12 protein-coding genes are annotated in these 13128 nt (G+C 35.9%); 2 read left to right on the forward strand and 10 right to left on the reverse strand.

Annotated features, from left to right (window positions below):
* Position 1: 1 nt before the first annotated feature.
* The 6 genes from trpS to HS129_14240 all read right to left on the reverse strand — a co-directional run bounded on the left by trpS (position 2) and on the right by HS129_14240 (position 5820).
* The gene (trpS, locus tag HS129_14215; GenBank protein ID MBE7413190.1) at positions 2–973 is read right to left on the reverse strand and encodes a tryptophan--tRNA ligase; all 972 of its coding nucleotides are present in this window, start codon (positions 971–973) and stop codon (positions 2–4) included.
* Entirely contained in the window at positions 970–2763 is a 1794-nt protein-coding gene (locus HS129_14220; protein ID MBE7413191.1) for a hypothetical protein, read from the reverse strand. Before HS129_14220 ends, trpS begins: the two co-directional genes overlap by 4 nt.
* The gene (locus tag HS129_14225; GenBank protein ID MBE7413192.1) at positions 2763–3239 is read right to left on the reverse strand and encodes an outer membrane lipoprotein carrier protein LolA; all 477 of its coding nucleotides are present in this window, start codon (positions 3237–3239) and stop codon (positions 2763–2765) included. Before HS129_14225 ends, HS129_14220 begins: the two co-directional genes overlap by 1 nt.
* Before the next feature lie 241 nt (positions 3240–3480).
* A complete protein-coding gene (locus tag HS129_14230; GenBank protein MBE7413193.1) occupies positions 3481–4440 on the reverse strand; it encodes an electron transfer flavoprotein subunit alpha/FixB family protein in 960 nt (319 codons plus the stop codon).
* Positions 4441–4456: 16 nt separating this feature from the next.
* Positions 4457–5218, reverse strand: a complete 762-nt coding sequence (locus tag HS129_14235; GenBank protein MBE7413194.1) for an electron transfer flavoprotein subunit beta/FixA family protein — start codon at positions 5216–5218, stop codon at positions 4457–4459.
* Positions 5219–5328: 110 nt separating this feature from the next.
* A complete protein-coding gene (locus tag HS129_14240) occupies positions 5329–5820 on the reverse strand; it encodes a DUF1564 family protein (GenBank protein ID MBE7413195.1) in 492 nt (163 codons plus the stop codon).
* Between the two features lie 562 nt (positions 5821–6382).
* Between HS129_14240 and HS129_14245 the strand changes: the two genes are divergently transcribed.
* Positions 6383–8386 (forward strand): sulfatase-like hydrolase/transferase, encoded by a 2004-nt coding sequence (locus HS129_14245; protein MBE7413196.1) that lies wholly within the window; start codon positions 6383–6385, stop codon positions 8384–8386.
* On the opposite strand, the gene HS129_14250 is transcribed toward HS129_14245, so the two are convergent.
* Positions 8387–9403 (reverse strand): aldo/keto reductase, encoded by a 1017-nt coding sequence (locus HS129_14250; protein MBE7413197.1) that lies wholly within the window; start codon positions 9401–9403, stop codon positions 8387–8389.
* A complete protein-coding gene (locus tag HS129_14255; protein ID MBE7413198.1) occupies positions 9400–10200 on the reverse strand; it encodes an inositol monophosphatase in 801 nt (266 codons plus the stop codon). The genes HS129_14250 and HS129_14255 overlap by 4 nt, the downstream gene beginning before the upstream one ends.
* Before the next feature lie 215 nt (positions 10201–10415).
* On the opposite strand from HS129_14255, the gene HS129_14260 reads away from it, so the two are divergent.
* On the forward strand, positions 10416–11030 hold the full coding sequence (locus tag HS129_14260) for a threonylcarbamoyl-AMP synthase (protein ID MBE7413199.1): 615 nt from the start codon (positions 10416–10418) through the stop codon (positions 11028–11030).
* Here the strand turns inward: HS129_14260 and fliG are convergent.
* A complete protein-coding gene (fliG, locus tag HS129_14265; protein MBE7413200.1) occupies positions 11020–12033 on the reverse strand; it encodes a flagellar motor switch protein FliG in 1014 nt (337 codons plus the stop codon). The two genes, HS129_14260 and fliG, sit on opposite strands and share 11 nt — an antisense overlap.
* Before the next feature lie 249 nt (positions 12034–12282).
* Positions 12283–13125 carry an arsenite methyltransferase gene (arsM, locus tag HS129_14270; protein MBE7413201.1) on the reverse strand — a complete coding sequence of 281 codons (843 nt, stop codon included), beginning with the start codon at positions 13123–13125 and terminating at the stop codon, positions 12283–12285.
* Between the last annotated feature and the right edge of the window lie 3 nt (positions 13126–13128).

A 13128-nucleotide genomic window follows, 5' to 3' on the forward strand; every position in this document is an offset into this window, starting at 1 on the left:
ACTACAGATGCCCTTTTAATCCTAAGTTTTGTCTTGCCTTTTCGAGTTGAGGTAGTGCCGCGTTAATTGCTTTTTTAGAGCCTATTTGCAATATTTCCTGAATTAATTTTTTATCTTCTGCAATCATTTCTCTTTTTTTTCGGAAGGGTAAAAAGTAGTCCATAATTTTAGAAAATAATTCTTTTTTTATATCTCCGTATTTTAAACCGGGAGTTAAAAATCTGTCCCTTAATTCCTCTTCTTCTTGTGAATTTAAAAACAATGAGTAAATAGAAAATATTACACTGTTCTCCGGATTTTTTGCCTCATCTACACCCGCAGAATCAGAAACAATAGACATAACAGATTTCTTTAGTTTATCCTCAGTATCAAAAATATTAATCGTATTTCCATAGGACTTAGACATTTTTTGCCCATCCACTCCCGGTACTATCGCAGTTGACTCATCAATTTCCGGCTCCGGGATTTTAAAAGTTTCTCCAAATTCCTGATTGAACCGAATTCCAATATCACGAGTGTATTCCAAGTGTTGCTTTTGATCCTTCCCTACAGGGACTCTATCTGAATTAAACGCAAGTATATCTGCCGCCATTAGTATCGGATACATAAATAACCCACCAGAAGGCTGAATCCCTTTTGCAATTTTATCTTTGTACGAGTGAGCCAGAGATAATTTACTCTCTGTAATACACATACTCAAATACCAAGTTAGTTCGGTAACTAATTGTACGTCAGACTGAATCCAAAAGGTTGACTTCTCCGGGTCAATTCCCAAAGCTAGAAAATCACAAACTGCGTCTATGGTATTTTCTTCTAAAGTTTTACGATCAGTAAAAGAAGTCAAAGAATGAAGATTGGCAATAAAGCAAAACAGGTCTGAACTGTTTTGATACTCTATCATTTTTTTCATCATGGAAAAATAGTTTCCGAGATGAAGTTTGCCTGATGGCTGAATTCCTGATAATATTCTCATAAATGTGAATCCTGCTCAAAAGGTTTCCCGGCAAGCCTTTCGTATTCGGTTTTTGCTCTTGCAAGATCTGCTTCAATCTTTTTGTGAGCGGTTAGTTTTTGTGTTGTAGCTGTGTCTTTATAGATGATTGCATAATTATAAAGTAGCTTTGTCATCTCTGTAAAAACTTCTTCAATAGTTTTTCCTGCTATTCTACTTTGAGTTATAATTTTCGTATTGTAATAAGGGATGAATCTATGTAAAATTTTTACCTCTTCTATCGGTCTTTCTCGTGTTGTTAAAATTTTCTCATTCAATTGCCCGTTTCTTTCGTACTCTTTGGCTAATAAATGATTTTCAATAAGCACATCAATTTTTTGAGCAAACCTGCCAAAAATCTCTCCTGCACCACTTAGCAACTTTAAAAGAGCACTTTCAATTTGATCTTGAGCACCCTTTATCATTTTTTCACTCATTAACTGAAAGCTATATTGAAAACTGGGGTATTTTTTATTGAAACCATCAATCGACCGAATCAGCATATTGATCTTCTCTATTTCAGCCAAGAAAAGCCCGCTCTGAATCAATAGAACATCTTTCGTCTGCATACCTTCTTCGATTTTAATATATCCCTCGATCAAACTAAAATACACAGATTGAAAATCACGAATAATCAAATACAGCAACTTGTGTGGAATAGATTTAAAATTTGATTTTACCGATGCATTCTGCATACTTTCAGGATAATGGCGGTTTACATAATCGTCTATTATTTCATTCAAAAAATCAAAATTGAGTTTTCCAGTTTCATCAATTCTAAAATATCTTGACTTTAAATTTTGAAGTTCTTTTTTGCTAAATAATCCGGTCTTGATTTCTTCTTCCAGCTTAGCAATCGCCATCTCTACTTCTTTTGTGACTTCTGGAGAGCTTTTGAATTTTAACTCATCTATAGGAGATATATTGAATCCTCTAACTATCTCATCCCATGTCACAACTCTTTTTGACATGACTATATGAAAAGCGCATATCGCATCTCTAAGAGTAGGTTTCTGGTCTTCTAAAGACAACCCGTAATCCAACCCTGTAAGTATGGATTCAATTTTTGGAGAAAGTTTTTCATCTAACTTTACCAAAGTTGGTACGTTTGTTAAAATTATATCTCTAGTGTCAGGGCGACTCAAAACTCTGCCGTAGTACATCTGCATTTTTGTAGAACGATTCAGAAATGTTTCCGCAGAAATTTCATCAATAAAAAGACTGTCTAAACCTATAAATGAATTAAAAAAACGATTATAATTGTTTATGATATTGTATACAAGTGGAGCCCAATGTCTCCACCCTTGAGTTTCACAAAGTTTTAACGCCTGAATCGTCGCAATAATTTGATCTTCTCTAAGCCCTTTAAAAATTGCTTCTACTGCACTTGATATGGCTGGCTTTCTACCAAAAATTCCTAACTCAATTGCACCCGTATTTTTTGCAAATTGAGCAATTGCTGCATTTCCGCCAAAGAGAGCACTTAAAAATCCTCCACCTCCACCAGTAGGTTTATTCTCTGGCTTGACAATCTTTTTAGGCTGAGGCTTTGCAGATTGCTTCTTCTCTGATGTCTTTTCTTCCTCCGTTTCACCACCATTTTTAGATTTGTAAAACTCTTCATCTGCTTTTTTAATCAGATCAATTCGTATAAAAACATCATTGGATCGAGTTAATATTTCATCAATTTTCTGCTGGTGTTCTGGGGAACGAGATTTTCTATAGAGATTGGCAAAAACTTTATGTGCGTCAGTTCTGGATTGCGGAACCACTATTGCCTCTGATTAAACGGGTTTTCCACGATCTGCGCATTTGCAGGAGGATGGAAATTGAATAAGTTTGAAGCTAAACCAACATTTGTTTGTACTGCACTAAAACTTATATCGGTATAATCCGTTTTTCCTTGTGGTTTTAGTCGAATTGCTTTAAGAATATTGTTTGGTCCTACACTAACAATTATTTCTTCATAGGCTTTTGTTGAAGATTTCAGTCTAAATACTTTTCCAGTACTAAGAACATCCTCATACCCGGACAACAAACTCGATATTCCTCCACCTGTTCCTTTTAAATCTTGTTTTCCTGCAACAGCACTCGCCGGAGAATATATCCATAAGACTCTTCCATTGGCTGAGATAACCCTGCCATCCGATAATTTGATGTGCATCTGGTTTGGTCTCTTATAGGATAAGACACCCGATAAAGTCCCATTGATTGTAACATTGGCGCGAATAGTTTCAAAACTATTCATCGAAGACAGAAAGGCTTTTAATTCATCCTGTGGTTCAGAAAAAACAGGAAAATCTATATAAAAAAAAACAAAAACAAAAATTGAAAGAAGTTTTATCATAAAAAATAGATTTTAACAAACACTGAATACAATAGAAAAAAATATCTAAAAATCAAAACACAATTTTTTTCTTTTTTTTCTACAAAAAATTAAAAAAGCGTGGTATTTCCCCGCTTTTTATAATCTCTGATGAGTGGTACTTTTAGCCGAGGGCTGATTTGAACTCAGTTATTAAAGCCGGTACTACATCAAATAAGTCCGCAACAACTCCATAAGTAGAAACTTTGAAGATTGGAGCGTCCGGATCTTTGTTTATCGCTACAATATACTTGGAAGAGCCCATACCAGCCATGTGTTGAATGGAACCAGAAATTCCACAAGCAATGTAACAATTTGGAGATACTGTTTTTCCAGTTTGCCCTACTTGATGGGTATGAGAAATCCAGCCTGCATCTACCGCAGCACGAGAAGCACCAAGCGCCGCACCTAATATATCGCAAAGCTGTTGAAGCATAGGAAAATTTTCAGGTCCCTTCATCCCACGACCACCCGACACTACAATTGATGCTTCTGCTAATTGAACTTTACTTCCACCGCTTAATTCAGAGCTAATATTCTTTACTTTTACATCTCCATAGCCAGCGTTTGAAGCCTCAGTTGCACCAGAACCGGACTTTTGGACTACTTCCTGTGAATTTGGTCTCACAGTAAACATCTGAATTTCAGAGTTTACTTTAATATTTGCATAAGCCTTCCCAGAATAGATCGGTTTTTTTCCTATTACTTTTCCGCCTTCTACAGTAAGACCAACTACGTCAGCGACAATTCCTGACCCTGTTTTGATAGCAACTCTTGGTGAATAGTCTTTTCCATAACTGGTATGTGGCATTAACACTACAGACGGCTTTCTTTCGCTAACCACTGAACTAACTATATTTGCGTAACCTTCTGCCGAAAATTCTCCTGCTTTTGCTGTAATTACTTTGTCAGCACCCACAGCACCAAGCTCTGATGAAAATTTCTCGGCTCCATCACCGATTAATAAAACCTCAACTTGTCCACTTATAGATTCTGCTATACGTTTTCCTGAAGAAGCAAGCTCCTTAGAAATTTTTTTCAAATTGCCGTCTTTAATTTCTCCGACTACTAATACATTTCCCATTTATTTTCTCCTGAAATCAGATAACTTTTGCTTCTTCTCTAAGCGCCTTCACTAACTGTTGCGCAAAACCTGTAGCGTCCCCGGCTTCTAATTTTCTGCCTGGAATCCTTGGAGGAGGTGGCTCAAGAGACACTACCTCAATTTTACTTGCACCCGATCCAAAATCAGCCGCTTGTTTAACATCAATAGGTTTTTTCTTTGCAGATAAAATTCCTTTTAAAGAAGGATAACGAGGTTCATTCAAACCTTTTTGTGCAGTTACAACAACTGGAGTAACAGTTTCAACTACTGCTGTTCCACCCTCTACTTCTCTTGTTGCTTTTACTTTGTTTCCGTCAAATTCTAATTTTAATGCTAAGATAATGTGTGGAACTCCGAGTCTTTCTGCAACCTGAACTACTACCTGTGAACTATCCGAGTCGATTGATTGTCTTCCACCAATAATTATATCAGCATTTTCTGATTTTACAAAATTTGCAATTAGCTCAGAAGTATATATAGAATCAAATGTGTTGTAAGTATCTGCTTTGATATGCACAGCTTTATCAACGCCCATAGCATAAGCAGTTCTTAATACTTCCTGGGTTCTATCCGGACCCACAGAAACAGCAATTACCTCTCCCCCACTCTTTTCACGAATCTTGATTCCTTCTTCGATTGCAAACTCATCGTAAGGTGATATTATCCACTTGATCCCTGATTCATTGATAGATTTGTCACCAAGTTTTATACTTGTCTCTGTGTCAGGTACCTGTTTTACCAAAACTATAACTTTCATACAGAATTGCCCCTTTGTTTTTGTAATTATATAGAACTATTTACCAGTTTTTTGAAACTGTTTTCAAAGCCAAGTATTTACACAGTTGATTTTTTGCTTGTTTCGCTTTTTTAGTATGTTTTTTTGCTTCTTTCGGTTTTTCGCCACTTCTTATGTCGTATCAGCCTATTGTATCGTATAGTTTTTCTCTTGGAGAGGTAAATTCCTACCGCAATAGAACTGACCTTGGGTGGAACTCCAAAGTCATAGAACTTGGCAGGGATGATTATGTCCCATCCGGCAATGTCAAGCAACAAAAGAAGAGTAAAAAGAGCCGTTCGGGAAATACCAAGCCATTGAGCAAACTCACCAAGCTCAATCCAATCTGCATTCTCCGGACGAAAGTTCTTCTTCTGCAAGTTTTGCCCTTCTTCCTGATACACCGTCTTCACACAATCCAACTTTTCAAAAGTCCGCCAAAGTAACACATTCCTGTATCTCTCCAACAATTCGTGCAAGTAATCTTCTCTCGAAATAGTTTCAGTCCTCGAGGTAAACTCATCCATATACTTCTCTGGAATAAGCAGACTCGATTGGGTTCGCTCAAATTTTTCTGGATTCATAGTATTCTCCTAATATAAAATTTTTCTTTCCTCTAGTTTCTGTCCCCAGCCACTATTTTTTGCCTCTTGATATAAGGTAAAATAATATCGTGATAGAAATAAAATTTTTACAATTTTAGAAAAATTTTTTTAGTTTTTACAGAAAAAGTTCTGAACCCGTACTAAATGTGAAATTCCTCGAAAAAGATGGATGTTCCATACATTTTTGCACGAAAAGTGTTGAACCCGTACTAAATGTGCAATTCCTCAAAAAAGAATGGAGTTCCCACATTTTAGCGTAAAAAGTCCACTATTAGCATAAAATACGAACTCTATACTCACCTGCAAAAAGACTTACTTAGAAAAATACCCTTAAATACTTAATAAAATCAATATTTCACATCGATCCCAGCTCTTGCAACGCAAGGGCTGGGCAGTAGCATCATAAACTAAACTAAAAATAAAAAAAAATCAATTTAATTCATAAAAGACCCTATTATTTTCTTTTGCAATTAGTGGAATATTTTATAGAATGGATTTTTCGAGGTTTTTACAAAAAAACCAAGGGATAAACTTTATAAAAATGAAGCTTGATTTAAAAGGAAAATATTCCAATTTAAAACTATTTTTATTTTATACAATTTTATACATTTCATTTTTATTTATCTATCGACTGATTTTTCTGGTTACTTATTTTTACAGAGTAGATAATGCGACAATTTTAGAGATACTCTCTGCTTTTTTAGTTGGTTTTCGCTTCGATCTATCTGTAGTTGCTATTTTACTGGGGCCATTTTTACTTTTGTCTTCTTTAAATTTTTTGAATAAGGTTTTTATTTTTCGTTTTGTTTGGGGGTATGTACCGATTTTAATTTTTATCTGGGTGGTGGTGCATTCCATTGCAGATATACTTTATTATGAAAATGCAAACAAACACATCGGTTATGAAGGTTTTGTATTTATCGGAAAAGATTTAGGGGTAATATTGAAGTCTGCCTTAGAGAATAATACGATTCCATTTGTAACTACAGTCACCCTTTTATTGATTTTTTTGCCTGCCTCAACATACGTATTTTTAAAGTTTAGTCCGTATCGTTATAACGACAAATCTATGGTAATTGGAGTTGTTGAAGTAGTTGCAATCTTTGTATTTATTGTAATTTCGATTCGGGGTGGAGTTCAAGTTAGTCCGATTCGAGCGAGTAATGCAATTATTTCCGGTAATAATTTTATAAACAATCTTGGGTTGAATGCAATTTTTACGACGATTGCCGATCTAAAAAGTCAAACAATTCCAAAATCTCAACAAATGCGGTTTGAAGAGGCTGCATTGATTGTTAGGGAAGAAATTAAATACAGTGGTGCAGAGTTTATTAGTGTAAAATATCCTATCCTTAGAAAACTTTCAGAGACAAATACTAAGAGAGCGCCTAACGTAGTTTTAGTATTATTGGAGAATTGGACGGGAAAGTTTATTAGGCCGATATCTAACGGGCTGATTGATGGAAAAGAAGTGGCTCCTCATTTTAATGCTTTGGTTAAGAAGGGAATTTTCTTTAATAAGTTTTTTGCAACGGGAGGAAGAACCACAAATGGGATGATGTCTGTTCTTGCCGGGATCCCTGATCGACCAGGATTGACAGCGGTCAGAACTTCTCAGGTCATGGGAAATTTTTCTGGAATTGGAAATATTTTTAAATCTATGGGATATAAGACTTTGTTTGCAACAGGTGGTGATTTATCTTTTGACAATAAAAATTTTCTTTTACCGAGATGGGGATTTGATCGCTTGTACGGGAAAATACAAATAGACTCTATGAATAAATATAAGTTAGGCGCTTGGGGCTACGATGATGGAGATGTATTTGATGTACTTCATGAAGAGATTTCTAAATTTAAAAAAGATGAGCCTTTTTTAGCGGTAGTTCTTACTCTATCGACTCACTACCCCTACAGAGTTCCAGAAAAAAAGGTTCATTTGTTCGATGAAAAAACTAAAGATTACGAATATTTAAACGTGTATCATTATGCAGATTGGGCATTGAGCGAATTTTTAGAGAAGGCGAAGAAATCAAAATATTTTCAAGATACTATTTTTTTCTTTGTCGCTGATCATGCGCATCATAGATACTTAAATTATTACGAAGATAGAAATATTCCGTTTTTGATTTACGCGCCTGATAAATACAAACCTCAACTAAGAGAGGAAATTTCTTCACAGTTGGATGTGATTCCAACAATTCTTGGAGCTGTAGGGAAGGAATGTTATTTTTCTGTAATGGGGAGGGACTTGCTTTCTCCTGGAATTTCTAAGTCCGGGTATTTTGCTTATGGAAATGTATTTGGTTGGATAGAGGATGATTTATTTTTGTACCAAAGTTCCGAAGGCGGAACGCAGATCAATTTTACTGCAAGAGAGCCATATATTGAAAACAAATTGTGTAAACTGAATAGACTTTTGTGTGAGCCTTCACACAGAAAAGCAAAAGCATTTTTAAATTTGAGTATTGAGCTAATGAATAAAAATTTAGTTTTCCCGCCACCCGAAGAAATAAAAAAATATTATAGCAACTCAGGTAAAGATTAGTTACCCCATCGGATAAGGAAATTTTTTAGACACGTCGTCAATTTTTTTTAAGGTCTCATCGTCTAAGATGAGTCCTGCCGCTTTTAAACTATCGTCTAATTGATCTGCAGAGGTGGCCCCAATTAGAGTGGAGGCAACAAAATCGTGTTGCTTACTCCAAGCAACTGCAAGAGTAGTTACGCTCAAGTTTATCTCTTCGGCAATTTTTATCAGCTCTGCCGTTGACGATAAAGTCTCAGGATTTACAAATCGTTTTATCATTTTTTTTTGTCTATCACCACTTTTCTTATACCTTGAGAATCTTGCCTCTTCTGGGGGATTGTCTGAATTGTATTTTCCTGTGAGAACTCCACCCGCCATAGGAGAAAACGGTAAAAGACTGACCTGCTCTTTTCGGCAAACTTCTGCAATTGCATCTTCAAATCTTCTATTTAAGATACTAAAATTATTCTGGATTGTCTCGTATCGTACAAAATTATTTTTATCCGATACCCAAAGGCTTTTCATAAGTCCTCTTGCTGTTTCGTTACTGCATCCCACATAACGCACCTTTCCTGCTTTTACAAGAGTAGTGAGAGCTTCCATAGTTTCATCGTAAGGGAAATCAGGATCCGTCCAATGAGTTTGATACAAATCTACATAGTCTGTTTTCAGTCTCTTCAAGCTCCCCTCAATTGCTATCATAATGCTTCTTCTATCTAATGCAGTTTTCCCTGATCTTACAGGTGGAGTAAACCATCCATAACCGGGGGCACAAACCTTAGTTGCAAGTAATATTGCATCTCTCGGTTTTTCAGAAAGCCATTTCCCTACAATTTCTTCAGTTCTATGAACATATTTTTCATCAGGTGGGACAGGGTAGATCTCGGCAGTATCGAAAAAGTCTATCCCTGCATCGAAGGCTTTATCCATAATTCTAAAACTTTCTTTTTCTTCAGTTTGAGATCCAAAAGTCATAGTTCCCATTCCGATTTCAGAAACCATGATTCCGGATTTTCCGAGTCTTCTTTTTCTCATATTGTTTCCTTCCTGAATAATTCTACTAAATGAGAGTGGATTTTCCCATTCGTGGCTATAATATTGGGAGTGTTTACGTTAAATACATTTCCGTCAAAAGTGGAGAGTTTTCCTCCTGCTTCTTCAATGAGGATGGACGCAGCAGCCATGTCCCAAGGCTTTAGTCCTTCTTCCCAAAATCCATCGAATCTTCCGCAAGCAACCCAGGATAAGTCTAAGGCAGCAGAGCCTGTGCGTCTAACGCCCCTTGACCTCATTAGTACAGATTTATAGTATTCCATCAAGAGTTCCAGTCGGTTTTCTTTTTGATAAGGAAATCCGGTGCACAAAAGGCTGTCAATCAATTCGGGGGTATTTGAAACACGAATAGGCTTGTTGTTCAGGAAAGAGCCTTCGTTGCGAGCTGCGTGGAAAGTTTCATTGAGAGAGGGGACGGATACAATTCCCATTTCGACTTGTTCGGTTGAGGTATTCTCTAACCCGATTGCTATCGCAAACAGAGGAAGTCCATGAGCAAAATTTGTAGTTCCGTCAACAGGATCTAAAATCCACTGGAAACTATTTTTCCCTTGGAGGTATCCACTTTCTTCTCCAAGAATAGAATCGTTTGGAAATATTTTTTGAATTTCAGAAATAAGCATTTTCTCGGAGCCAATATCTGCTTCTGTTACGAGATCAATTTTATCTTTTTTGTTTACTTCAAGAAGAGGTTTTTTTTGAATGTGCATCAGAAATTCTGAAACCTTTGGCAAAAAATTTAATAAATGGTTCATTCTTTCTCGGATTTCTGGTTTCATTTTTCGTATTCAGTTTTTAAATATTTTCAATATTCGCAATAATTCAAATTTTTGAAGATTATTTAAAAAATTTTCATTATTTTGAAAACTTTTACCACATTGAATTTTCTTTGATTAATTTCATACAGATTTTTCTGTTTTTTCTACAACTAAAAAACAAATATTGCTCGATTAGAGCCGTGATTTTTTTTTGAATATATTGAGATATTTAAAATATGATTATCCATTTGCATCCTAAAAATCCTGAAGCTCGAAAGCTAAGAGAAATTTCAGATAATCTGAAATCGGGGAAGGTGTATATTTTCCCGACGGGAACAGTGTATGCACTGATTACAGATTATTTATCGAGAACTGGAATTGATACGATCTATAAATTAAAATCTTTAGATAAGAAAAAACCTCTTTCACTACTTTGTCCTGATATTTCTACTGCAACAAATTTTATAGAAAGCCTTCCCAATGAAGCCTACAGACTTATGAAAAAAATTACCCCAGGACCCTACACTTTTATATTTAAGGCGAATAAAAACACACCAAGAATTAATCTCACAAACGATAAGACCAAACAAATCGGGATTAGAATTCCTGATAATATATATCTATTGGAGCTATTGAAAATACATAACCAATCTTTAATTTCTACTTCGGTTATTACCAACGATGAATATCTTACAGAGACAGACGACTTAGAGGAAATTTATGGAAACCAAGTAGAAGGAATTATTGAAGGCGGGATTACAGCCGTAGAGATGTCAACGGTCATTGACTTTTCTTCGGATGAGATGAATATTATCAGAGAAGGAAAAGGAATCGAAAAACTTATACAATAAGCTCGTCTTCACCGGAGCGAGCAACTACAATTTCCCCGGCTTCTTCTAATTTACGAATGATATTTACGATTTTTTGCTGAGCGTCTTCAACGTCTTTTAATCTAACAGGACCCATAAAGTCCATATCTTCTTTTAGTAAAGCTGCAGCTCTTTTAGACATGTTTTTAAAAATCTTATCTTGCACTTCGCTATCTACTGACTTAAGTGCCTTTGCAAGCTCTGTATTATCCACTTCTCGCATCACTTTTTGAATAGCCCTATCGTCTAATAGTACAATATCTTCGAATACGAACATACGTTTTTTGATTTCTTCTGCAAGTTCTGGATTTTCTTCTTCCAACGCTTCAATGATTGTTTTTTCTGTACCACGATCTACGTTATTGAGAATCTCAACTACTGCATCGATACCGCCGGCAGAGGTATAATCTTCAGAGGCAATAGCAGAGAGCTTTCTTTCTAATACTCTTTCTACCTCACGTAATACGTCAGGCGAAACCCTATCCATCTCAGCAATTCTTTTTGCTACTTCGGCTTGAATCGTATGGGGCAGGGAGGATAATATACTCGATGCCTTTGTAGGGTCTAAGTATGATAAAATAAGTGCGATTGTCTGTGGGTGCTCGGATTGGATAAAGTTCAAAAGCTGGGCCGGGTCAGTTCTTCTGATAAAGTCAAAGGGTCTAACTTGTAAAGAAGAAGTTAGTCGGTTGATAATATCTATTGCTTTTTGATTACCGAGGGCTTTTTCGAGAAGGGATCGGGCAAAGTCAATACCACCATTGGTGATAAATTCCTGCGCCATGATTAATTCGTTAAACTCTACTAATACTTTTTCCTTGTCTTCTGGCGTAATCTTGTCTAATCGTGCAATTTCAAAAGTAATTGTTTCGATCTCATCTTCTCTTAAGTGCTTGAAGATTTCTGTGGACACCTCGTTACCGACAGCAATTAGAAAAATGGCTGCCTTTTGTTTTCCGGTGAGTGATGATTTCTTACCTAACACGAATTTGCCTGTACTTATGTAATTTATCGGAAAATTAGCGTTTTTTCGGAAAAAAAATCGTGAGATTAAAATAAAAAGTATGTATAAAAATAATCTCTTCAAGGAAAATCAACGATATTCTCACAAGTCTTAACATGCAACTCCTCAATGAAATGCCTGTGGGTATAAAAAAAATGTCAAAAGATTTTATTCCGTATCAAAGAAATAGAGTATTTTATTAAAAACAAAATTATTTTTTCAGTAAGACTTTTAACAGTGTCCATTACCTCCACAACAGCTTTTTAACTTACTTTTTTTTGCAAAGACGGTGACGCTCAAAATTCGAGTGCCCGAATCTTTTAGAGTTTGAACTTCTTTTGGAGTAAGATACTGGTTCAATATATCGTCTGGAATCTGAATGACTTTTTCTTTTTTAATGGAGACATTTTCAAAGCCATTTTCATAGATAAAATTCAAATAATCTTTTTTTTGTACTGCACCCGAAATACAACCCGTATACATATCTGTGGTATCTTTTAAATTTTCAGGGAGCTGTCCAGAAAGAACAATATCAGAGATACAAAACTGCCCACCAGGCTTTAAAATACGATAAATTTCAGAGAAAGCTTTGTTTTTGTCGGGCACTAAATTTAGTACACAATTGCTAATCACAACGTCAGCTTTTTCGGATTCAATCGGAATTTTTTCGATTTCTCCCAATTTAAATTCAACATTTTTGAAACCTAGTTTTTGTGAGTTTGCGCGAGCTTTTTCTATCATAGCCAAAGTCATATCAACGCCGATAACTTGACCCTCTTCTTCTACAATCGTTCTTGCGATGAAGGCATCGTTGCCTGCTCCTGAGCCAAGGTCGATTACTATATCTCCTTTTTTTATATTTGCAAATTGAGTAGGAAGCCCGCAGCCCAAGCCAAGGTCCGCATCCGATTCATAACCCTTTAATTTGGAATAATCCTCACTAAAGATAGAGTAGTCAACTGTGGAGCATCCACCCGTTCCACAACACGAAAAAGCATTATGATCTTTCGATTGATTTGCGATTGTGGCATATTTTTCTTTCACCATTTCTTTGATAGATTCAGTTGTTTGCATTTC

The organism is Leptospiraceae bacterium (assembly GCA_015075105.1).
Lineage (GTDB): Bacteria > Spirochaetota > Leptospiria > Leptospirales > Leptospiraceae > JABWCC01.

Excerpts from the sequence above, each read along its gene's own strand:
- HS129_14245 (MBE7413196.1), top strand. The coding sequence starts at position 6,383 with ATGAAGCTTGATTTAAAAGGAAAATATTCCAATTTAAAACTATTTTTA.
- HS129_14255 (MBE7413198.1), bottom strand. The coding sequence starts at position 10,200 with ATGAAACCAGAAATCCGAGAAAGAATGAACCATTTATTAAATTTTTTG.
- arsM (MBE7413201.1), bottom strand. The coding sequence starts at position 13,125 with ATGCAAACAACTGAATCTATCAAAGAAATGGTGAAAGAAAAATATGCC.
- HS129_14225 (MBE7413192.1), bottom strand. The coding sequence starts at position 3,239 with ATGAATAGTTTTGAAACTATTCGCGCCAATGTTACAATCAATGGGACT.
- HS129_14240 (MBE7413195.1), bottom strand. The coding sequence starts at position 5,820 with ATGAATCCAGAAAAATTTGAGCGAACCCAATCGAGTCTGCTTATTCCA.
- HS129_14250 (MBE7413197.1), bottom strand. The coding sequence starts at position 9,403 with ATGAGAAAAAGAAGACTCGGAAAATCCGGAATCATGGTTTCTGAAATC.
- HS129_14230 (MBE7413193.1), bottom strand. The coding sequence starts at position 4,440 with ATGGGAAATGTATTAGTAGTCGGAGAAATTAAAGACGGCAATTTGAAA.
- HS129_14260 (MBE7413199.1), top strand. The coding sequence starts at position 10,416 with ATGATTATCCATTTGCATCCTAAAAATCCTGAAGCTCGAAAGCTAAGA.
- HS129_14235 (MBE7413194.1), bottom strand. The coding sequence starts at position 5,218 with ATGAAAGTTATAGTTTTGGTAAAACAGGTACCTGACACAGAGACAAGT.
- trpS (MBE7413190.1), bottom strand. The coding sequence starts at position 973 with ATGAGAATATTATCAGGAATTCAGCCATCAGGCAAACTTCATCTCGGA.